Annotated in this window: 21 protein-coding genes; 10 read left to right on the top strand and 11 right to left on the bottom strand. The window is 61.4% G+C overall.

Annotation, left to right across the window (positions count from 1 at the left end; translation table 11 throughout):
- Positions 1-160 precede the first annotated feature (160 nt).
- Both ACODTD_RS13810 and ACODTD_RS13805 read left to right on the top strand, forming a co-directional pair.
- A complete protein-coding gene (locus ACODTD_RS13810) occupies positions 161-1,105 on the top strand; it encodes a LysR family transcriptional regulator (RefSeq protein ID WP_011331923.1) in 945 nt (314 codons plus the stop codon).
- 101 nt (positions 1,106-1,206) lie between these two features.
- Positions 1,207-2,817, top strand: a complete 1,611-nt coding sequence (locus ACODTD_RS13805) for an alkaline phosphatase family protein (protein WP_489104944.1) — start codon at positions 1,207-1,209, stop codon at positions 2,815-2,817.
- 140 nt (positions 2,818-2,957) lie between these two features.
- On the opposite strand, the gene ACODTD_RS13800 is transcribed toward ACODTD_RS13805, so the two are convergent.
- Positions 2,958-3,878, bottom strand: coding sequence for a TauD/TfdA dioxygenase family protein (locus ACODTD_RS13800; RefSeq protein ID WP_007952791.1), 921 nt, complete (start codon positions 3,876-3,878; stop codon positions 2,958-2,960).
- 180 nt (positions 3,879-4,058) lie between these two features.
- Here ACODTD_RS13800 and ACODTD_RS13795 point away from each other — a divergent pair, with 180 nt between their 5' ends.
- Complete coding sequence (locus tag ACODTD_RS13795; RefSeq protein ID WP_041475105.1) at positions 4,059-4,979, top strand: LysR family transcriptional regulator; 921 nt, start codon at positions 4,059-4,061, stop codon at positions 4,977-4,979.
- A gap of 39 nt (positions 4,980-5,018) precedes the next feature.
- On the opposite strand, the gene ACODTD_RS13790 is transcribed toward ACODTD_RS13795, so the two are convergent.
- A complete protein-coding gene (locus ACODTD_RS13790) occupies positions 5,019-6,032 on the bottom strand; it encodes an ABC transporter substrate-binding protein (protein ID WP_011331920.1) in 1,014 nt (337 codons plus the stop codon).
- A 303-nt stretch (positions 6,033-6,335) separates the two neighbouring features.
- Between ACODTD_RS13790 and ACODTD_RS13785 the strand changes: the two genes are divergently transcribed.
- From ACODTD_RS13785 to ACODTD_RS13775, 3 genes are read left to right on the top strand one after another with little or no spacing between them, the layout of a single operon-like run.
- Positions 6,336-7,934 (top strand): ABC transporter permease, encoded by a 1,599-nt coding sequence (locus ACODTD_RS13785; RefSeq protein ID WP_489104943.1) that lies wholly within the window; start codon positions 6,336-6,338, stop codon positions 7,932-7,934.
- On the top strand, positions 7,931-8,746 hold the full coding sequence (locus ACODTD_RS13780) for an ABC transporter ATP-binding protein (RefSeq protein ID WP_201817974.1): 816 nt from the start codon (positions 7,931-7,933) through the stop codon (positions 8,744-8,746). Before ACODTD_RS13785 ends, ACODTD_RS13780 begins: the two co-directional genes overlap by 4 nt.
- A 14-nt stretch (positions 8,747-8,760) precedes the next feature.
- A complete protein-coding gene (locus ACODTD_RS13775) occupies positions 8,761-10,371 on the top strand; it encodes an arylsulfatase (protein WP_489104942.1) in 1,611 nt (536 codons plus the stop codon).
- A 227-nt stretch (positions 10,372-10,598) separates the two neighbouring features.
- Here ACODTD_RS13775 and ACODTD_RS13770 read toward each other — a convergent pair whose 3' ends face one another.
- The gene (locus ACODTD_RS13770) at positions 10,599-11,672 is read right to left on the bottom strand and encodes a fatty acid desaturase (RefSeq protein ID WP_011331916.1); all 1,074 of its coding nucleotides are present in this window, start codon (positions 11,670-11,672) and stop codon (positions 10,599-10,601) included.
- Positions 11,673-11,772: 100 nt separating this feature from the next.
- Here ACODTD_RS13770 and ACODTD_RS13765 point away from each other — a divergent pair, with 100 nt between their 5' ends.
- Positions 11,773-12,777, top strand: a complete 1,005-nt coding sequence (locus ACODTD_RS13765; RefSeq protein WP_489104941.1) for an AraC family transcriptional regulator — start codon at positions 11,773-11,775, stop codon at positions 12,775-12,777.
- Positions 12,778-12,792: 15 nt separating this feature from the next.
- Here the strand turns inward: ACODTD_RS13765 and ACODTD_RS13760 are convergent, their stop codons facing one another.
- From ACODTD_RS13760 to ACODTD_RS13745, 4 genes are all read right to left on the bottom strand, one after another.
- Positions 12,793-14,016: a type II toxin-antitoxin system HipA family toxin gene (locus ACODTD_RS13760; protein WP_201817978.1), complete on the bottom strand. Its 1,224-nt coding sequence runs from the start codon at positions 14,014-14,016 to the stop codon at positions 12,793-12,795.
- A complete protein-coding gene (locus ACODTD_RS13755; protein WP_011331913.1) occupies positions 14,009-14,257 on the bottom strand; it encodes a helix-turn-helix domain-containing protein in 249 nt (82 codons plus the stop codon). Before ACODTD_RS13755 ends, ACODTD_RS13760 begins: the two co-directional genes overlap by 8 nt.
- 114 nt (positions 14,258-14,371) lie before the next feature.
- Positions 14,372-15,760, bottom strand: coding sequence for a heavy metal sensor histidine kinase (locus ACODTD_RS13750; RefSeq protein WP_285357497.1), 1,389 nt, complete (start codon positions 15,758-15,760; stop codon positions 14,372-14,374).
- Complete coding sequence (locus tag ACODTD_RS13745) at positions 15,750-16,430, bottom strand: heavy metal response regulator transcription factor (protein ID WP_011331911.1); 681 nt, start codon at positions 16,428-16,430, stop codon at positions 15,750-15,752. Before ACODTD_RS13745 ends, ACODTD_RS13750 begins: the two co-directional genes overlap by 11 nt.
- A 136-nt stretch (positions 16,431-16,566) precedes the next feature.
- On the opposite strand from ACODTD_RS13745, the gene ACODTD_RS13740 reads away from it, so the two are divergent.
- The gene (locus ACODTD_RS13740; RefSeq protein ID WP_221615564.1) at positions 16,567-17,049 is read left to right on the top strand and encodes a GlcG/HbpS family heme-binding protein; all 483 of its coding nucleotides are present in this window, start codon (positions 16,567-16,569) and stop codon (positions 17,047-17,049) included.
- A gap of 16 nt (positions 17,050-17,065) precedes the next feature.
- Positions 17,066-17,476, top strand: coding sequence for a hydroxyisourate hydrolase (uraH, locus tag ACODTD_RS13735; RefSeq protein ID WP_221615565.1), 411 nt, complete (start codon positions 17,066-17,068; stop codon positions 17,474-17,476).
- A gap of 61 nt (positions 17,477-17,537) precedes the next feature.
- On the opposite strand, the gene ACODTD_RS13730 is transcribed toward uraH, so the two are convergent.
- On the bottom strand, positions 17,538-18,221 hold the full coding sequence (locus tag ACODTD_RS13730) for a Crp/Fnr family transcriptional regulator (RefSeq protein ID WP_221615566.1): 684 nt from the start codon (positions 18,219-18,221) through the stop codon (positions 17,538-17,540).
- 85 nt (positions 18,222-18,306) lie between these two features.
- Between ACODTD_RS13730 and ACODTD_RS13725 the strand changes: the two genes are divergently transcribed.
- Positions 18,307-18,831, top strand: a complete 525-nt coding sequence (locus ACODTD_RS13725) for an Mpo1 family 2-hydroxy fatty acid dioxygenase (protein ID WP_221615567.1) — start codon at positions 18,307-18,309, stop codon at positions 18,829-18,831.
- Positions 18,832-18,954: 123 nt separating this feature from the next.
- Here the strand turns inward: ACODTD_RS13725 and ACODTD_RS13720 are convergent, their stop codons facing one another.
- From ACODTD_RS13720 to cysT, 3 genes are read right to left on the bottom strand one after another with little or no spacing between them, the layout of a single operon-like run.
- On the bottom strand, positions 18,955-19,944 hold the full coding sequence (locus ACODTD_RS13720) for a sulfate/molybdate ABC transporter ATP-binding protein (protein WP_221615568.1): 990 nt from the start codon (positions 19,942-19,944) through the stop codon (positions 18,955-18,957).
- Positions 19,945-19,947: 3 nt separating this feature from the next.
- On the bottom strand, positions 19,948-20,820 hold the full coding sequence (gene cysW / locus ACODTD_RS13715) for a sulfate ABC transporter permease subunit CysW (protein ID WP_011331905.1): 873 nt from the start codon (positions 20,818-20,820) through the stop codon (positions 19,948-19,950).
- A gap of 13 nt (positions 20,821-20,833) precedes the next feature.
- Positions 20,834-21,652 carry a sulfate ABC transporter permease subunit CysT gene (gene cysT / locus ACODTD_RS13710; protein ID WP_007952818.1) on the bottom strand — a complete coding sequence of 273 codons (819 nt, stop codon included), beginning with the start codon at positions 21,650-21,652 and terminating at the stop codon, positions 20,834-20,836.
- Positions 21,653-21,690: the final 38 nt, after the last annotated feature.

The following is a 21,690-nucleotide window of genomic DNA, read 5'->3' as shown; positions in this document are numbered from 1 at the left end:
TGCTCCTGGTCAAAAAACACGCAGACATCTTCCGTGCCGCATATTCTTTTAAGTTATTTATTTATGTTTTTACAAAGATTTACTGCATAAGAGATTGCCTTTATAAGGAGTCGACCTAATGCATATCCAATGCATTTCCCGGATATTTTTTATGTGAAAAATGCATATCGACTTGCGCCAGCTCAGACACTTCATCGCCCTCGCCGAACAACGCAGTTTCGTCGCCGGCGCGCAGGCGGTGAACCTGTCGCAGTCGGCGTTCAGCCGCAGCATTCAGGCGCTGGAGCACAGCGTCGGTTGTCAGTTGGTGGATCGCGGGCGCAAGGAATTGCCGCCGACCAAACAGGGCCAGGTGCTGCTTGAACATGCGCGGCGCCTGGTCAGCGGTGCGCAGCAGATGGCCAACGAGATCAGCCAGTTCAACGGGCTGGAGGCTGGGGAATTGCGCTTCGGTTGTGGCCCGGCGCCGGCAGCGGGATTAATCCCGCGAGCGATCGGCAGCTTCATCGGCCGCTACCCGAAAGCGCGGGTGCATTACCAGGTCGATGACTGGCAGAGCCTGAGCAAACGGCTGCTGAGCGAAGAGTTCGAATTCTTCGTTGCCGACACCCGACATTTCGAGGCCGACCCGGATTATCTGACCCACCGCTTGCGGCCACGCAAATGGCATTTCTGCTGCCGCGCCGGGCATCCGCTGGGCGCTTTCGAGCGAGTCACGGCAGAGCAACTGATGAGTTATCCACTGGCCGTGAGCATTCGCCCGCCAAACCTGCGCAAGGTCATCGTCGACCTCAGTGGCCGGCCGGATTTCGTCCCGAACGTAGAGTGCGAGAACAGCGCAAGCCTGCTCGGCGTGGTGCTGCGTTCGGATGCGATCGGCATCGTCGGTGCCTATTCGGATGCGCTGCATCAGGCCCGGGGTGAGTTGGTGTGTTTGAAGGTCGAAGGGTTGGCGGATGATCTGGAGGAGCTTTACACCCGTTATGGAATCGTCAGCCGCGCCGGGTATCGGTTGTCACCGTTGGCCGAGGCGATGATCGAGCAGATCAAGGCGATCGATGCGGTGGAAGAAGAGGTGTGCTCACTGGCGAACCTCGCCGTCTGAGCCCATGCGTTTCATGCATCGCAAGCATTCCCCGAATGCACTTGCCGAACACCCTCGCCGAAAGCGAAAAACCTCGCCTGTCTTTCTGACTGGTGAACCCCATGTCCAACCCGCAAAACCCCGTGCGCAACGTGCTGTACATCATGTGCGATCAACTGCGCCGCGATTACCTGTCCTGCTACGGCCACCCGCACCTGCACACCCCGAATATTGATCGCCTGGCCGCTGCCGGCGTGCGCTTCAGCCGCGCCTATACACAGGGCACGATCTGCGGGCCGTCGCGGATGTCGGCCTACACCGGGCGCTATGTCAGCAGCCATCAGGTGGCGTGGAACGCGGTGCCGCTGCCGCTGGAAGAACTGACCATCGGCGATTACCTGCGCCCCCACGGCATTCGTACTGCGCTGGTCGGCAAGACCCACGCCACGGCCAACGTGGACGCCTTGCAGCGGTTGGCGATCAACCCTGAAAGCGCCCAGGCCGAAGTGCTCAATGAAGTCGGCTTCGAGCCGTACTTTCGTCACGACGGCATCTTCCCCGACAACCCGCTGTTCGATGACAAACGCGAATCCGCGCCATACACCCACTACCTGCGCGAGCAGGGTTTCGAAGGGCGTAACCCCTGGCACGACTGGGCCAACGCGGCCGAAGGCGACAACGGCGAAATCCTCAGCGGCTGGAAAATGCGCAATGCCCATTTGCCGGCGCGAATTCCCGAGCAACATTCAGAGACTGTCTACACTACAAATCGAGCCATCGACTTCATCGGTGAGCAAGGTGAAAAACCGTGGTTTTTACACCTGTCCTATATCAAACCCCACTGGCCCTACATCGTACCGGCGCCGTACCACACTTTGTACAGTACGAAATCGATTCTCGAACCGGTACGTAATGCATCTCCCAGCGACCACCCGGTCTATCAGGCCTTTCGCCAGCATGAGGAAAGCCTGAATTTCTCCAAAGATCCGGTAAGACTGAATGTGATCCCGACGTACATGGGCCTGGTCAAACAGGTCGATGATCAGTTGGGGCGGCTCTTCGATTTCCTGCAAAGCAACGGCCGCTGGGAAGACACGCTGATCGTGTTCACCAGTGATCACGGCGACTTTCTGGGCGATCACTGGCTGGGCGAGAAGGAGTTTTTGCTGGAACAGGCGGTAGGCGTGCCATTGATCGTGCGCGACCCGCGTGCGGCGGCGGATGTCACACGGGGCACGGTGGACGAACGTCTGGCGGAAACCATCGACGGCGTGCCGACCTTTCTCGAAGCGCTGGGCGTGACGGGGGCGGAGCATCGCCTGGAAGGTCGCTCGTTGATTCCACTGCTGCATGGTGAAAACCCTGACTGGCGCCGCTATGCGATCAGCGAATACGACTACGCCTTCCAGGCCCCGGCACGGGAGCGGCTGGGCCAGCCGATCGACCGTTGCCGCATGACCATGGTGCGCAGCGAGCGCTGGAAATACCTGGCGTACGACGGCTTCCGGCCGCAGCTTTTCGATCTGCTGAATGACCCGCAGGAGCTGCAGGATCTGGGCGCTGATCCGGCGTATGCAGCGGTGCGCGAGGAGCATGCGGGGTATCTGTTCGAGTGGGTGCGCGGGCTGAAGCGGCGCACGACGATCAGTCATCAGGAGATTGATTTGCGTGGGCAGCGGTTTCGTTATGGGGAGCCGGAGACCGAGAAGCTCGTTCAGATTGGCGTCTGGTGATCGAGATTGGTGTTGATCGTTCCCACGCTCCGCGTGGGAATGCAGCCCGGGACGCTCCGCGTCCCAAAGCGGACGCAGAGCGTCCATTGAGGCATTCCCACGCAGACGGTTCGACGCCTCGACGTGGGAACGATCAGTTATCAAACGCCGACGATCTCAGCCCCTTTGATGGTCTGGCTACGCTGCCCATTCGCCCCGACCGGCACTTCCCCTTTGAGCGTCACCCGACGCACCACCCGATCCTGAGTGCCGTAATCATCAATCGCATAATGTTGAGTCGAGCGGTTATCCCAGATCGCCACGTCACCGGCCTTCCAGCGCCAGCGCACGACGTTCTCCTGGCGGATCACATGACTTTGCAGCAAGCCGAAGAGGTGCGCCGAGTCGGCCTGGGAATAGCCCTTGATGCGTTTGACGAAGTGACCCAGCAGCAAGCTCTTTTCGCCGCTGATCGGGTGCACGCGGACCACCGGATGCTCGGTCTCGTAAACGGTCGAGGTGAAGATCTTGCGATAGCGCTCGAGCTTCTCCGCCGACACGTCCGGCTTCACGGCGGCGTAGTCGTATTCGTTGCTGTGCACGGCCACCAGTTTGTCCGCCAGCTCACGCAATTCGGTCGGCAGTTCGTTGTACGCGGTCGCGGTGTTCGCCCACAGCGTGTCGCCACCGAACGCCGGGGCCACCACCGAGCGCAGGATCGAGGCTTTCGGGTAGGCATCGACGAAGGTCACGTCGGTGTGCCAAGAGTTGGCGCGCTGCCCTTCGGCGCCGTCCAGTTCCAGCAGATAACGGGTGCCCTCGCGGGACGGCACGGTCGGATGCGCCACGGGCTCGCCGAGCAGGTGCGCAAAGGCTTCCTGACGTTGATCGTCGAGCTGGGTCTGCTCACGGAAGAACACGACCTTGTACTGGATCAGCGCCTGTTGAATGGCTTCAACCGTCGCGGCATCCAGCTCACCGGACAAGTGCACGCCACGGATTTCGGCGCCGATACGACCGGCCACCGGATGAATGTCCAGCGCGTGGACAGCGGGTTTTACAGCGAGTGCGGCATTGCTCATGGGTAGACCCTCATCGACTGCTTGCGGTTGGACGGCAGCGAAACAACGCTCTATCTATATTCCATTTACATCTAATAGATATTCACATGCTTCGTTGACGGAATAAGAGCTTGCATTTAAAACCTCAAGCAACCTCGTCGCAAATGCCTTCGAGCTATTTTTAGGATGCCGGAAAAGCATATGGATCTTCGCCAGTTGCGCTACTTCATCGCCCTCAACGAACACCGCAGTTTTGTCCGCGCGGCCGACGCCATGGGCATCACTCAACCGGCGTTCAGCCGCAGTATTCAGGGGCTGGAGCAGGAGTTCGGCTGCGTGCTGGTGGATCGCGGCAACAAGGATCTGCGCCCGACACCCGAAGGCCAGGTGGTGCTTCAGCACGCCCTGACCCTGGTGCAGGGCGCGGCATTACTCAGCGCCGAAGTGACGCAGATGACCAAGCTCGATGCCGGCGAACTGCACTTCGGTTGCGGTCCGGCACCAGCGGTGAAACTGGTGCCGGACGCGGTGGCGCAATTCATCAATGCGCACCCGAAAGTACGCACCTGCTTTCAGGTGGATAACTGGGAAAAACTCAGCCGCGCCCTGAGCCGCGAGGAGATCGAATTCTTCATCGCCGACATCCGCCATTTCGAATCCGACCCGAACTTCCAGACCCAGCCGCTGACACCCAAGCGCGGGGTGTTTTTCTGCCGGCCGGGGCATCCGCTGCTGGCCAAGGAAAGCCTGTCGACCAACGACATGTTCGACTACCCGCTGGCGACCACGTTGATCCCGCCGGGCATTCGCAAACTGCTGGCGAATCTCAGCGGCCGGATCGATTTTTCACCGACCATCGAGACCGAGCATTTTCCGGCGCTGGTGAAAGTGGTGCTGCAATCCAACGCGATTGGCGTCGGCACTGAAGAGGCGTTTGTCGAGGACATCGCCCAAGGCTCGCTGGCGCTGCTGCACTGGCGCAATCTGCCGCAGAACCTAGAGAGCATGAATGCGCGGTGCGGGATTGTGAGCCGCACGGGGTTCCGGCTGTCACCGGCGGCGCGGGCGATGATCGAGACGTTGGTGGCGGTGGATAAGCAGGCGATCAGCGTCGCGGTATGAGGGTCATTCCCACGCCTTGCGCGGGAATGACCGCATGACTCAGAGCTTCGCAGCTGCCAGCTCAGGCGCCACCCACTCGTTGACCTTGAACGGCTTGCGAATCAGCTTCTGCTGCGCCGCCAGATCCACCTTGCCCTGCAGGTTTTCGAGGAACAGCGGATCCAGTGTCGAAGGGAAGACTTCGCTCAGGTTCTGATCCTTCAGATCCTGGGTGAGGATCACCGGTGGATAGCTCGCCAGCCCCGACACAAGCTGCACATAGGCGTCCTTGTTGCTGTCCTGCGTCAACCACTCCACCGCCTGCTGCTGCGCCTTGAGCAGCTTCGCCACGGCTTCCGGATGCCCGTCGACAAACTTGCCGGTGCCCACCAGAACCGACTGCACACTGCCGGCGCCACCGAGATCCTTGGTATTCAATGGCAGCTCAGCCAGTCCTTTGGCCTGCAATGCAGTCAGCCCGGAGCTGCCCCACGATGCATCGATCTGCTTCGCCGCCAGTGCAGCAACCGCTGCGTTGAAATCGAGGTTGATCACCTTCACGTCCTTCTCGCTCAAACCGACGCTGGCCAGCGCCGCATCGAACGACAACTGGGTCGCAGTGCCCCGGAAGATCGCTACGCGCTTGCCTTTGAGATCCTGCAGCGTCTTGATCCCCGAACCCGGCACGACGCCGAGATATTGCTTCACACCCCGGGCGCTGGCGCTGAGCAGACGCGTGTCCAGACCGTTGGACTTGCCGATGATGGCCGCCAGATCTCCGAGATAGGCCAGATCCACCTGGCCGTTGGCGAATGCCTCGTTGATCACAGGTCCGGCGCCCTTGAAGAAGCTCCACTGAATCTTGATGCCTTGATCGGCGAAGGCCTTTTCAAAGATCTGCTGATCGCGCAGCACGTCCACGATGCCCCCGCCGCTGTGCTGGGTACCGGCGCTCAGATCAGGCACGGCAATCCTGATTTCCTTGAGCTCGTCGGCCTGGGCAGAGAACGCCAGCAGACCCGCCAGTGCCGGCGCGGCAAACAGACTGATGACACGTTTGAAGGGAAGGTTCATGGGTGCGGCTCCTGATCACGGCGGGCATTGAGGAGCCGAAAGTAGGCGCAATCCATATCAGCACTTAAATACTTAAAAAGAACATTTTTATAGCTTTTCACGCTAAGCCAGCAAAGTAGGGACATGTAGAGCCGTATGCATGGAGAGCATCGAAAATATTCTTCGAATGCATTGGATGCGCGCAGGGCTGGAGGCCTTAAATGGCGCTGCTTATCTCCAAAATGATTATTTTCAAACTCAATTATAACAATTTGTTTTTAGCTAATTCCGCTGACTCGATCCAACCCGACAACGGAGGTCACCATGGCCCGTGAATCCCTGCTCAGCCTGCCACTGGCCGCACCGCCGTTGAAAAGCCGGCGTACCTGGCCAAGCCTGAGCCACCGCGTTTTACCCTGGATATTGCCGCTCGGACTGTTCGCCCTGTGGTGGCTGGCGGCGCGTAATCAATGGATGAGCGAACAGATCCTGCCGGCGCCGTCACTGGTGTGGAACAGCGCGATCGAGCTGTCCCAGGGCGAGTTGTGGAGTCACTTGTGGATCAGCCTGCAACGGCTGTTGTGGGGCCTCCTGGCGGGCGTTACCGCTGGTGCGGTACTCGGTGCGGCGCTGGGCTTCAGCCGTCGCCTCGAACGCCTGATTTTCCCGACGTTCGCCGGCCTGGCCCAGGTGCCGACGCTGGCGTGGATTCCGCTGTTCATGGTGTTTTTCGGCATCGGCGAAACGCTGAAACTGGTGGTGCTGGTCAAAGCCATCGTGGTGCCGGTGACCTTGCATACGCTGGTCGGCGTGCGCGATGCGCAACCCAAGCTGCGCGAAGCCGCCGCTGTTTTACGTTTGCCTCCACGACTGTTGATCCGCCGACTGGTGCTGCCCGCCGCCCTCCCGGCGTTCATGGCTGGCGTGCGTCTGGCGCTGGCCGCTGGCTGGACCTCGTTGCTTGCGGTCGAGCTGCTGGCCTCCAGCGAAGGCATCGGTTACCTGATGGTCTGGGCGCGACAGCTGTTCATGCTCGACATCGTCTTCGTGTGCATCGTGGTGATCGGCCTGATCGGCGTGGCGATGGATCGCGGCATCGGTCTGCTGGACAAAAAACTGGTGCACTGGCCGCACCCGGCCACGGCGGAAATTCGTCGCGGCCCACGTTATGAAGGCTGGCAGCGCGTGCAGCCATGGCTGCTGCCACTGGCGCTGTTTGCATTGTGGCAACTGGCGGTCGACCAGCAATGGATCGATGCCAACATTCTGGTCAGCCCGTGGGTGGTGCTTGAGGCGACGAAAAACGGATTGCTCGACGGCACGTTGATTTCGGGCATGGCCCTGAGCCTGGGCCGCACCCTCGGCGGCTTGTTGATTGGCGGTGGCCTCGGCCTCGGGCTGGGTTTGTTGCTGGGTCTGTCGCGTACCAGCGAACGCGTGCTCGGCCCGACCCTCGCCGCCCTGCGCCAGATCGCGATTTTCGCCTGGGTGCCGCTGCTCACCGCGTGGTTCGGTCTGGGCGAACTGGCGAAATGGGTGTTCGTCGCCCTGGCCGCTTTCTTTCCGTTGTTTGTCGCGACCCAACGCAGCGTCGTCAACCTCTCGCCGCAACTCAACGAAGCCGCGCAGGTGCTGCGCCTGAGCCTCGCCCAACGCCTGCGCCGACTGGTGCTGCCGGGGGCCGCGCCGGGGATTTTCGCCGGCCTGCGCCTGAGCCTGATCTACGCCTGGCTCGGCACCATCGGCGCCGAATACTTCATGCCGTCCAACGGCGGCATCGGCAGCCAGATGATCGGCGCCCAACAACTGCTGCGCATGGACCTGATCATGGCCGGGATGCTGCTGGTCGGCCTCACCGGCGCCCTGCTCAACCTCATTGGCCAACGCCTGGAAATCTGCGCCACCCGCTGGAGACACGCATGAACGCACCGATTGTCAGCTTCAACCATGTAGGCAAATCCTTCGACGTCGACGGCTTCGAACTGGAGGCGATTCGCGAATTCAACCTCGACATTGCAGAAGGCGAATTCGTCGCCATCGTCGGCTCCAGCGGCTGCGGCAAATCCACCCTGCTGCGCTTGCTGGTCGGCCTCGATACGCAGTTTCGCGGGCAGATCAGCGTCGATGGCAAAGCCGTCAGCGGCATCGGCGGCGAGCGCGGCATCGTATTTCAGGAGCACCGTTTGTTCCCGTGGCTGACGGTGGCCGACAACATCGGCCTGGGCCTGGTCAACGAGCCGCTGGCGGCCTCCGAAAAGCAGCAACGCGTCAACGATTTCATCGAACTGGTGGGCCTGCGCGACTTCACCCGCGCCTACCCGCATCAACTCTCCGGCGGCATGGCCCAGCGCGTGGCGATTGCTCGCGGACTGGTAGCGAGCCCACGAATTCTGTTGCTCGACGAACCCTTCGGCGCCCTCGACGCGCTGACCCGCCAGCAGATGCAGGACGAACTGCTGGCGATCCGCGAGCGGGCAAAGATCACCACGATTCTGGTCACCCACGATGTCGAGGAAGCGATTTTCCTCGCCGACCGCGTGGTGGTGATGGAACCGCGTCCCGGCCGGATCAAGCAGGTGGTGGACATCGCCCTGCCCCATCCGCGCCAGCGCAGCAGTTTCGACTTCCATCAGCTGCGCGAAGAACTGCTGCACGAGCTGACCAGTGACGATCATTACCAACCGAGCGCACCGGTACAGATCCGCGATCTGCCGCTGTCGTTCATTGCCTGCTGAACAGGAGCCTGTCGATGCCACAACGTCCCAACTTTCTGGTGATTCTGGCCGATGACCTCGGCTTCTCCGACATCGGCGCGTTCGGCGGCGAAATCACCACGCCGAACCTCGATGCCCTGGCCAACAATGGCCTGCGCCTGACCGATTTTCACACTGCACCAACCTGCTCGCCGACCCGCTCGATGCTGCTAACCGGCACCGATCACCACATCGCCGGCATCGGCACCATGGCCGAAGCGCTGACCCCGGAGCTTATCGGCAAACCGGGTTACGAAGGCTATCTCAACGATCGTGTCGTCGCGTTGCCGGAGTTGCTGCGCGAGGCCGGTTACCAGACCTTGATGAGCGGCAAATGGCACTTGGGCCTGACTGCCGAACTGGCGCCCCACGCCCGTGGTTTCGAGCGCTCGTTCTCGCTGCTGCCCGGCGCGGCCAACCACTACGGATTCGAACCGACCTACGATGAACACACGCCCGGCCTGCTGAAATCCACCCCGGCGCTGTACATCGAGGACGACACGTTCATCGACGAATTGCCCAAGGATTTCTATTCCTCCGACGCTTTCGGCGACAAGCTGTTGCAGTACCTCAAGGAGCGCGACCAGAGCCGGCCGTTCTTCGCCTATCTGCCGTTTTCCGCGCCGCACTGGCCGTTGCAGGCGCCCGCCGACATCGTCGAAAAATATCGCGGCCGCTACGACGCGGGGCCGGAAGTGCTGCGCCTCGAGCGTCTGGAAAAACTCAAGTCACTGGGCCTGATCGAGCCGGATGTCGAACCGCATCCACTGATCCAGCTGACCGCGCAATGGGACGCGCTGAGCGATGAACAAAAACGGATTTCCGCCCGGGCGATGGAGGTCTACGCGGCGATGGTCGAGCGTATGGACTGGAACATCGGGCGCGTCGTCGATTACCTGCGCCAGCAGGGCCAGCTCGACAACACCTTCATCCTGTTCATGTCCGACAACGGTGCCGAAGGCGCGCTGCTGGAAGCCTTCCCGAAATTCGGTCCGGAGCTGGTGACCTACCTGAGCCAGCACTACGACAACAGCCTCGACAACATCGGCCGCGCCAATTCCTACGTCTGGTACGGGCCGAACTGGGCGCAGGTGGCGACCGCGCCGTCACGCCTGTTCAAGGCGTTCACCACCGAGGGCGGGATTCGCGTTCCGGCGCTGCTGCACTATCCGCAACTGCCGCTGAAGGGACAGATCAGCCATGGTTTCGGCACGGTGATGGACATCACGCCGACTATCCTCGATCTGGCCGGCGTGCGCCATCCCGGCAAGCAGTGGCACGGCAAACCGGTGGCGCCGTTGCGTGGTAAATCGTGGCTGGGTTTCCTGTCCGGCGAGACGGCGCAGGTGCATGACGAACACACCGTTACCGGTTGGGAATTGTTCGGGCGCCGGGCGATTCGGCAGGGTCAGTGGAAGGCGGTGTGGATCCCCGGGCCCGTGGGGCCGGCGACCTGGCAGCTTTACGACCTGGGGAGTGATCCGGGGGAGATTCATGACCTGGCGTCGAGTCAGCCGCAGAAGCTTGAAGCGCTGATCGAGCATTGGCAGCGGTATGTGGAGGAGACCGGGGTGATCTTGAGTGAGTCGCCGTTTCAGCCGGATTGAGATTTAGCTCAAGAGCTGCCCTCATCGGAACGCCGCCCGCCCAGCCCTCTCCCGGAGGGAGAGGGCTGGGGTGTTCCGCGTTATACATCGACCTGAAATACCGAGTCGATTATGGATTCGGCACATCAAGATCACGTCGGCGTACTTCCCCAATATCCCCCAATCAGTCCCCTCTCCCCCGGGAGAGGGTTAGGGTGAGGGCTGGATCTCCAGCCGAAAACACAAAGTCAGTTCACCTCGATCGCCTTACCCGCCAACCCTTCATTTTCCTTGCGAACAAACCTGTTCGCCCGCCCGAACGTCCCGAAATCGTTGAACCGAACCCCCATCTCCCGCATCACCTTGTGCGCCACCGGCACCGTCAGCTGGCGAATGTAAAACGGCTCCTTCACCACAAAATGATGAATCCCGTGACTGCTGCCGAAGTTGAAGCAGAACGCCTGCAACGGCCACAGCCACCACGGATTCAGCACCTGACATTGCTGAAGCACATTGCCCGGCTCCACATCCCCGTAGTAATGCATGTTCGAACTGATGAAGTGCAGGCAAAACGTGCGTAACACGTTCGGGCCAATGATCACCACGGCGGCGATATCGATCACTTGCATCACCGACAACGTGGTCGCCGACCATTCAATCGGCGAGCCCATCAGGTAGGCGATCCCGTTGGCGGCATGGAACCCGAGAAACACATACCACGCGCCCCAATGCACCAGTGCCAGCGGCGCGTAGACCTTCAGCGTGCGTTTGATGATGCTGAACTTGTGCGCCCAGGTCTTGGCCCGCAGCATGCGGATGAACGCTGACATCACGTTGTCGCCGACCATCAGCAACCGCGCGAAACCCCAAGGCTCGCCATTGGTGATCGCCCGTTCTTCCATGTCGGTTTCGGTACCGGACACCTTGTGATGATTGAGGTGCAGATGGCGGCGGATCCACGGATTGATCGTGCTCGGCCGCGCCAGCCACACCAGGCCCATCATCAGGTTGTGCGGCACCCGCTGTTTGCGGAAATACATGCTGTGGATAAGGTCGTGCTCAAGCTCATGGGTCAGCGAAGCGAAAAACGCGTTGAGCAACAGACACGCCCACCACGCCATGTGCCCGGTGACGTAGAGCGCCGCTGAACCGATCATTCCGGCCAGGGCAAACACCAGAATCCCCGCGCCGAGGGCGTCCTGATGGTTGAGAATCGGGTAGCGCTCGCGCAGCTCGACGCCTTTGGCAAGCACCACTTCGCGAATATGCGCTGATCGCTGGGCAGCATTGTGTCGCTGGGGACTTGCAGAAGTACGGTCCATGCTTCCATCCTCTGGTTATTGATGTTCGTATCCTGCCCCGCGCAGGGTCCGGACGCGGTAGCCGAGAACGCCAACCTGTTGACCGGAAGCGCCAACCAGCATGAAGGAACCGACTTCTCTCGCCAGCTGGACCCGTGCCCTGCGCAAGCAACTCGACGCGCTGGGGCTGGACAGCACTGCCCTGTGCCAGCAGGCCGGGCTCGATCCGCAATTGATGGACGACCCGAATGCCCGCTATCCGTTGTCCGCGACCACACGCCTGTGGGAAATCGCGGTGCAGGTCAGCGGCGATCCGGCAATCGGCTTGCGGGTGTCGCGGTTCGTCAGCCCCACGACGTTTCACGCATTGGGCTACGCGTTGGTGGCCAGCGGCAGCCTGCGGGAAGTGTTCGAGCGGATCGTGCGTTATCACCAGGTGGTCAGCGACGCGCTGGAACTGGAGCTGACCCGCACCGAGGACCGCTACCGCTTTCGCCTGAAAATCCCGGTCGGCAATCCGGCACCCGCCTTCGAAGCCATCGACGCGTTTGCCGCGATCTATGTGCGCACCTGCCGCAATCGCCTCGGCCGCGACTACGCGCCACTGGCGGTGTACCTGCGCCGCCCGGAACCGGCCGATGCGCATCAATGGCACAAGGTGTTCCGCTCGCCGGTGCACTTTTCCGCCGAAGAAGACCGGATCGAATTCGCCCTCACCGACTTTGACAGCCACCTCGACGACGCCAACCCGGAGCTGGCCGAGCACAACGAAGCGGTGCTCAAACGCACCCTCGCCCAGCTCAAGCCGCTGACCTGGGAGCGCAAGGTACGCGACGCCATCGAAGAACAACTGCCCGAAGGCGAACCCAGCGCCGAACGCATCGCCCAGGCCCTGCACTTGAGCCTGCGCAGCCTGCAACGGCACCTGGCGGACGAGGGTTGTCGCTTCGACACCCTGCTGAATGAAAGCCGCGAGAATCTCGCACTGCTGCACCTGCGCGATCCGCAATGCTCGCTGAGCGAGGTCAGTTATCTGTTGGGATTTGCCGACACCAGCAGCTTCAGCCGCGCGTTCAAACGCTGGACCGGGATGACGCCGGGGCAGTTTCGGGATCAGTTGCGCTGAGCGCAAATGGGTCGCTCAACCCTTGGTCAGACTGCGTTCAATCCCGGACTCCCACTGCTCGATCATTGCCGTACCCACCTCGGCGAATGACTGATGGGTTCGGCAATGCTCGAGCATTTCCGCCATCGCCGTCTGCATGCCATGAACAACCTGCTGCAGTAGTTCATTGCACCGGCCTTCAGTGAGATTGCACGCCGTACGGCCGAAGCGGATGAGCGCCTTCTGCTTGGGCCATGCCTTCGACCCGCCCAGCAGCAAGGCCAGGCTGTCGTTCCTGATGTAAACCGATGTGGTGATGATGTCGTAAGCCGGGGCCAGCCGGATCGAAGCCTGCGCACCGCAATGGTCATACAGCACACCGAAGTTCTTCAGGTGCGCATCGCCGTTTTTCAGTCCCGCTGACAGCGCCACGATCTTGAAAAAAGCCTCCAGCGCCTGACTCAACAGCGCAGGCGAAACAAAGGCCTTGATCTGTCGGGCAGCGCCTTCGTAAGAACCATCGTATTTGGCTCTGGAAGGCCAGCCGTTGAGTACGCAAAAGTCCTCGAAACCCAGATAGCCGTGCTCAATCAGGTCAAAACGCTCGACCACCAAAAACTTGCCCTGCTCACTCAATTCAAACTTTGGCACTTCAAGTCCGCTAAGCGCTGCGGCGCGCATACAGAAGTACTCGTTGGTCGCCAGCTCGGGAAACTCTTCGGGACGGAAGGCTTTGACCAGATGTGTGGAGCCTCGGTGAGTCAGGCGATCAACTGCTGCCGCACTGTCGCGCACCAGAACTTTGGGCTGCACGCCCGAAACCCCGGAGTATTGGCCGTACTTCTGTAGCAAATCATCGAACAATCCCTGGGCACCGTCATGCACCAAAAGCTCGGCCAATGATGTTTCGGGCTGACGCTCGGTTGCCGACTCGCTGGTAATCGCCAGCCGTCCCAACTGATGCGGTCCGACGATAGCGAGCAAGGCGAAATCATCAAAACCGCGCACTGCTTTACTGAAGCGTCGAACCAGTTCATCGCGCAGCGCGCCTTCCGGCAGATTCATTTCGAAGACGGGATGAATGCCCCGCTCCCAGCCGTAGCTCTCCAGCCGGGTCGGCATTGTCAGCGACACTGCATTCTCGTCGATGGCGTCCTCGCGATAACTGAACACACTGTCCATGCCCGGCTGCCCTCGACCGAGCGTTCCGACCGGGCTATCAGCGACGGTGATGTGCAAGCGATCTGTCGGCTCAGTCATGGAAATTGGCCTTCTGCAACGCGTCGAGTGTCGGACGTTGCGCTCTCACGGGAACCGCCGTCAGCTCATAGCCAAAGCCGTTGAGGATCGCCTCGACTTTGCGCAGACCAATTTCAGAAATCGTATTGTTTTCGATACCCGAAATGGTGGCGCGGCTCATGCCGTAACGTTGCGCCAACGCCTGTTGCGAGAGTTTTTGCGCTTTGCGCAGAGTTCTGATCAGTTCGCCCAACTGTTCCATGACGCACCCGTGCATTATATACAGTGCAAAAAATCGTAATTCTACGTTTACGCATCGCATTTGATGCCAATTCAGGGCGAGTCTAGCTCAGATGAAACGGCATGTGCGGGTCGATTAGCGACTGGTTACAAATCCAAGCTCAAAAACCGTACCCGTTGCATCACTGCTGACCCGCACCCGGCCCCCATGCAACTGCATGATCGACTGCACGATCGCCAGTCCCAATCCGCCGGAGTCTCCTGGCTCCGCGCGGGACGGGTCGACGCGGTAGAAGCGGTCGAACAGTTTGCCCAGATGCTCATCCGCGATCACCGGGCCGAGGTTGTGGACTTGCAGCCAGCACAGGCCTGGCTCATCGCGTCGGCGCAGGCTGATGACCGAGCCGGCATCGGCATGGCGTACGGCGTTGGCCAGCAGATTGCCCAAGGCGCGTTGCAGCAGTTGCTGATCCGCCAGCAATTCTCCGCTGAACGTGTTTTCGAGGCGGATTTCCCAGTCATCCGCCAGGGCTTCGAAGTAGTCGCACAACTCATCGCCGATTTCGTGCAGTTCCAGCGTGCGCAGATCGAGCGCTCGCTCAGCTTGCTCGGCGCGGGCGAGAAACATCAGGTTTTCGGCCATGCGCTTGAGCCGTTCAAACTCTTCCATGTTTGAAGCCAGCACTTCCTGATACTCGGCGCTGCTGCGCGGGTAATTCAGTGCCTGGCCGTTGCTCGCGAGCAAGGTATGCAGGGGCGTGCGGATTTCGTGGGCGAGGTCGGCGGAAAACTGTGAGAGGCGCTGGAAGCCGTCGTCCAGCCGCCCGAGCATGCCGTTCAACGCATGCACCGGCTCCAGCAATTCCGCTGGCGTGCCGGCGGTGGGAACGCGTTGGTCGAGGCTGCGCAGGTCGATGCCGCGCAGCGCTTCACTCAGCTTGCGCAGAGGCCGCAAACCTCGGCGCAACAGCACCAGACCCAGCGTGAAGGCGAGCACGGCACCCAAGCCGACGGCCAGATACAAGCGCAGGCGATAGCTGCCGAGCATCTGCTCGCGCTCGCTCAAGACCTTGCCGGCGATCACGGTCAGTGCTTCGCCGTTCGGCCCTTGGGCCTGACCTGACAACAGGGCCAGCTCGACACCGTCCGCCGCCTGCCAGGTCAGCACATCGCGGCGTTGCGGCGGTTGATCCCGGGGGATGGCCTGCACGGACGGCAGTGCGCGTTGGCGAGGGTTGATCGTGATCACGTTCGAGCCGTCCGCTCGTTGCACCAGCAGCAGACTGTCGAGGTTGCCGAGCATGTTCTGGTACAGCCGTGGCCGCGCCTGCAGGGCGTCGAGGCTGTCGCTGTCGGCGAGCAGCGCGCGCACCTGTTCCAGGCGACCGAGCAACGCCATGTCGTCGCGCCAGGCGATTTCCGCAGCCAGCGAGCGATACAGGAACACGCCAATCGCACTGAGTACCAACGCACAGACAGCAGCGAACGCCAGGGCCAGGCGCCAGGCAATCGACCTAGCGCGCATCGTCGGGCGCTTCGAGTTGATAGCCGACCCCGCGCACGGTGTGAATCAGTTTGGGCATGTACGGATCATCGACTTTCGAACGCAGCCGGCGCACCGCGACTTCGACCATGTTGGTGTCGCTGTCGAAATTCAGGTTCCACACCTGCGAGGCGATCAGCGTGCGCGACAGCACTTCACCCTGACGGCTGGCGAGCAGATGCAGGAGAGCGAATTCCTTGTTGGTCAGGGCGATGCGCTGGCCGCCCCGGCTGACCCGGCGGCGCAGTACGTCGATTTCGAGATCGGCGATGTTGTACGACTCGGCTTCACGCAGGGGGCCGCGCCGCAACAACGTGCGCACCCGCGCCAGCAATTCGGCGAAGGCGAACGGCTTGAGCAAATAGTCATCGGCCCCCAGTTCGAGGCCGCGCACGCGGTCTTCGATGGCGTCCTTCGCCGTCAGGAACAGCACCGGCGTGGCGCCGCGCTGGCGGATCAGCTGGAGCAATTGCCAGCCGTTGAGGCCCGGCAGCATCACGTCGAGGATGATCAGGTCATATTCCTGCTGCTCAATAAAGTAGCGACCGTCGAGGCCATTCAGCGCCACGTCCACGGCAAAACCCGACTCACCCAGCCCTTTGGCGATGAAGTTCGCGGTTTTGGCTTCATCTTCTACGACCAGCAAACGCATGGCACACCTCGATTGATCAGAGTCACAGGCTAGGCGCCTTCGGCGACGTTGCCCATTACAAACTTGTAATCCGACTGACGAGGTTTCGACGGGGACCGGCGGATAAGGTGATGGCCTTCGCTTTTGGAGCCTGCCCATGTCCGTCAAATACCTGCTTGCCAGCCTCGCGATCGGCCTCAGCGGCGCGGCGCACGCCACGCCTGAGCTGCCCCGTCACGCCGATCTCGATCTGAAAACCGCGCGGCTGCTGGCCGACGCGGCGCTGGAAAACTGCACCGCCACGGTGTCGGTGCTCGACCGTGGCGGCAATCTGCTGGTGACCTTGCGTGGCGACGGTATCGGCCCGCACAACACCGCCGCCAGCCAACGCAAGGCCTACACCGCGCTGTCGACGAAAACCCCGACTCGATTGTTCGCCGAGCGCGCCCGAAACAACCCGGAAACCGCCAACCTCAACACGCTGGACGAGTTGCTGTTGCTCGGCGGTGGCATCCCTTTGTTTGCCGGGAAAGAACTGGTCGGCGCCATGGGCGTGGCCGGTTCCGGCGGCGGCGAACAGGACGAAACCTGCGCAATCAAGGCCGCCGAAATCGTCGATCTGTCCATCAACCGTACTTGAACCGAGGAGTATCACCATGACCCCACTGCGCATGACTTTCACCGCGCTTGGATTGAGCGCCTTTTCGAGCCTGGCGCTGGCCGCCGGCAACCCGCTGAGCGTACACGTGCTCAACCTGGAAAACGGCCTGCCGTCGCCGGGCATCAACGTGACGCTGGAACGTCATGTCGGCCAGAACTGGCAGCCGCTGGCGCAGGGCACCACCAATGAACAGGGACGGATCGCCGAGCTGTTCCCGGCGAACAAACCGTTCGAGGCCGGTGAATATCGAGTGGTGTTCAAGACCGGTGAGTACTTCGAGAAGGCCAAGCACGAGACGTTTTTTCCGGAGATTCCGGTGATTTTTAAAGTGAAGCAGACGGATCAGCACTATCACATTCCGTTGCTGCTGAGCCCGTATGGCTTCTCCACTTATCGCGGTTCGTAAAAACAACATCGATCCAATGTGGGAGCGGGCAAGCCTGCTCCCACAGGGGAACCCGTATTCTTCAGAGGGTCGCCAGTGCCCGCAATCGCGCGGCGTCAAGGATTTCGATCTCGCCATAACTCAGTCCGATAACCCCCTGCCCCTGCAACTCCTTGAGGATCTGGTTGGTGGTCTGCCGCGACAGCGACAGCATCGACGCCAGCTGTTCCTGAGGCAGTTGCAGCACCCGGCGTGGCGGATCGAGTTCGCCGTAGCTTTCGGCGATCATCAGCAAGCGATGAGCCAGACGCGCCGGGGCCGGCAGCAGGCTCAGCTGTTCGAGATTGATGAAGGTCAGGCGCAGTTTGTGGCTCATCAACAGAGCGAGATGCCGCCAGTAGACGGGTTGCTCGTCGAGCATTTTCAGCAGCGTGGCCTGGGGAATGTTCAGCAAGGTGCAAGACCCGACCGCGTAGGAATCGTGGGTGCGGGGCTGGCCATCGAACAGGCAGATTTCGCCGAACCAGTGCGGCGCCTCCACCAGACTCAGCAAAGCCTCCTTGCCCTGCTCGCTGACCGCGCCGATGCGCACTGCGCCGTCGAGCACCGCGTACAACCCGCACGGCGCATCACCGCGCTGAAACAGCCGCTGCCCCGCCGACAGCCGCCGCTCCCGGGCCGCCGCCAGCAGACTATCCTGAAAGGACGAAGGCAGATGACTGAACCATTGCCCGGTCAACAGGCGCTCGCGCCAGACCTTATCCATGCGTTCTCCGAAAGATTGTCGCCTGCCTGACAGAGCGAGCCGTGAACCCGGGGCATGATTCGATCACCCTACAGGAGGAACAACAATGAAAAGCCTCGTCGATCATTTGAGTCAATACGCCGCTTACCACCGTGACCCGCGCAACATCGCCAGCCACTTTATCGGGATTCCGCTGATTGTGGTGGCAGTGGCCGTGCTGTTGTCGCGGCCGGAATGGTCGGTGGGCGGATTGTGGGTTTCCCCGGCGGTGATTGCCGCCCTCGCTTCGGCTTGGTTTTACCTGCGTCTGGAGCTGAAGCTCGGGGTTCTGATGACCGTGTTGATGGGGCTGTCGGTCTGGGCCGGGCATGCCCTGGCGCAGCAGAGCACCATGGTCTGGCTCAGCAGCGGTCTGGCGATGTTCGTGATCGGCTGGGTGATCCAGTTTGTCGGGCACCACTATGAAGGACGCAAACCGGCGTTTGTCGATGACTTGAGCGGACTGATTGTCGGGCCGCTGTTTGTGGTGACCGAGCTGGCGTTCATGCTCGGGATGCGGCATGAGCTGAAAGAGCAGATCGAGGCGCGGGCGGGTGTGGTGCGGGTCAATCCGAATCGTGCGGCTGTCTGAACCACTGCCCGGCTCGCTCGTTCCCACGCTCTGCGTGGGAATGAATCCCGTGACGCTCCGCGTCACAGTGGACGCGGAGCGTCCATAGCGGCGTTCCCACGCAAAGCGTGGGAACGAGCGAGATCAAACGTTGGCGATTTTCTGCCAGACCTTCGGCTTGAAGAACAACGTCTCTCCCTTCGCCAACCCGGTCAGGCTGTCGTGGTCTTTCACCACTTCCGCCTCGATCAGATCGGTTTGACCTTCAACCTTCAACGTCACCCGCGTGGTCGCGCCCAGCGGCCGGATATCGCGGACTTCAGCGGCGTGGTGATCCTCCAGCTCATGCCGCGACAGCGACACTTCGTGCGGGCGGAACAGCACGTGGTTGTCATCGCCCAGATGCAGGCGGTTCGAATCGCCGAGGAAGTGATAGACGAAATCGCTGGCCGGGTTTTCGTAGACGTCGCCCGGTGAGCCGATCTGCTCGATCACACCCTTGTTCATCACCACGATGCGGTCGGCCACTTCCATCGCCTCTTCCTGGTCGTGGGTCACGAACACCGAGGTCAGGTTGATGTCTTCGTGCAGGCGCGCCAGCCAGCGGCGCAGCTCCTTACGCACCTTGGCGTCGAGGGCGCCGAACGGCTCGTCGAGCAGCAGCACTTTCGGCTCTACCGCCAGGGCGCGGGCCAGGGCGATACGCTGACGCTGGCCGCCGGACAGTTGCTCCGGATAACGATCCGACAACCAGTCCAGTTGCACCATGTTCAGCAGCTCGTGAACCTTGGTCGCGATCTGGCTTTCAGTCGGGCGCTGGTTTTTCGGCTTCATGCGCAGGCCGAACGCGACGTTGTCGAACACCGTCATGTGGCGGAACAGCGCGTAGTGCTGGAACACGAAACCGACGTTGCGATCCCGCACGTCGTGGCCGGACACGTCTTCGCCGTGGAACACGATGTTGCCGTTATCCGGGGTTTCCAGACCGGCAATGATGCGCAGCAGGGTGGTCTTGCCGCAGCCGGACGGGCCGAGCAGCGCCACCAGCTCACCGCTGTGGATGTCCAGGCTGATGTTGTCCAGCGCCTTGAACGCATTGAAATTCTTGCTGACGTTACGCACTTCGATCGACATGAATTATTCCTCCGCGGCGCTGGCGCGCAGGCGGTTGATACGGTTTTCGCTCCACTGCTTGAGCAGCAGGATGAAGAGCGCCAGGATCAGCAACAGGCTCGCCACGGCGAACGCGGCCACGTGGTTGTATTCGTTGTAGAGGATCTCGACATGCAGCGGCAAGGTGTTGGTCACCCCGCGAATGTGCCCGGAGACCACCGACACCGCACCGAACTCACCCATGGCCCGCGCGGTACACAGCACCACGCCATAGATCAGGCCCCATTTGATGTTGGGGACGGTCACGTGCCAGAACATCTGCCAGCCGTTGGCGCCGAGCAGGCGCGCGGCTTCCTCTTCCTGAGTGCCTTGTTCCTGCATCAGCGGGATCAGCTCACGGGCCACGAATGGCACGGTGACGAAGATCGTCGCCAGCACGATGCCCGGCAGGGCGAAGACGATCTGGATGTCGTGATCCTGCAGCCACGGCCCGAACAGGCCCTGGGCACCGAACATCAACACGTAGACCAGACCGGCGATCACCGGCGACACCGAGAACGGCAGGTCGATCAGCGTCACCAGCATACTCTTGCCGCGGAACGAGTATTTGCTCACGCACCACGCGGCGCTGACACCGAACACCAGGTTCAGCGGCACCGACACCAGCACCGCAATCACGGTGAGTTTCAGCGCCGACAAGGCATCCGGTTCAAAGATCGCGGTGAAGAACGCGCCGAGACCATTCTTCAATCCCTGCGACACCACGATGAACAGCGGCAGCAGCAGAAACAGAAAGAAAATCAGCCAGCCGAGGCCGATCAGGATCCGCCGCGAAGTGGCGCTGCCACGGCGGGCGGCGTTGGCCGAGGACGCGGCCGCAATAGACGATTGGGACATGGTTCGCGCCTCCTTATGGGGTTTCGATGCGCCGCTGCAGCAAGTTGATCAGCAGCAACAGGACGAAGGAAACCACCAGCATCAATACGCCGATGGAGGTAGCGCCGGTGTAATCGTACTGGTCGAGCTTGACCATGATCAGCAGCGGCAGGATCTCGGTTTTCATCGGCATGTTGCCGGCGATGAAAATCACCGAACCGTACTCGCCAACGCCCCGGGCAAACGCCAGGGCAAAACCGGTCAACCAGGCCGGCAACAGCGCCGGCAGCAGGATGTGGCGGAACACCTGCAACGGTTTGGCACCCAGGCACGCGGCCGCTTCTTCGACTTCACGCGGGATGTCGGCCAGCACCGGCTGTACCGTGCGCACCACGAACGGCAGGGTCACGAAGGTCAGCGCCAACGTGATCCCGAGCGGGGTGTAGGCGATCTTGAAACCGAGGTCAGCGGCGAACTGCCCGACCAGCCCGGTCGGCGTGTACAGCGCCGTCAGGGCAATACCGGCCACCGCGGTCGGCAGGGCGAACGGCAGATCGATCATCGCGTCGATCACCTTGCGCCCCGGGAACGTGTAACGCACCAGCACCCACGCCAGCAGCGTGCCGATGATGCCGTTGATGATCGCGGCGCACAGCGCGGTGCCGAAGCTCAGCTTCAGTGCGGCGAGGACGCGGGGCGCGGAGATGATCGTCCAGAACTGATCCCAGGTGAGTTGGGCGGCGTGGACGAACATCGCCGCCAGCGGGATAAGCACAATCAGGCTGAGGTACACCAAGGTGTAGCCCAGCGTCAGCCCGAAGCCGGGTATGACGGGGGAGATACGACGCGACATAAAAGTCCTTGGTTTGAGAACGCACAAAGCCCCGACGG

The sequence above is a fragment of the Pseudomonas sp. FG35 genome, assembly GCF_057809295.1.
Note: the sequence above shows the minus strand (reverse complement) of the source record. Positions and strands in the feature narration are given on the sequence as shown.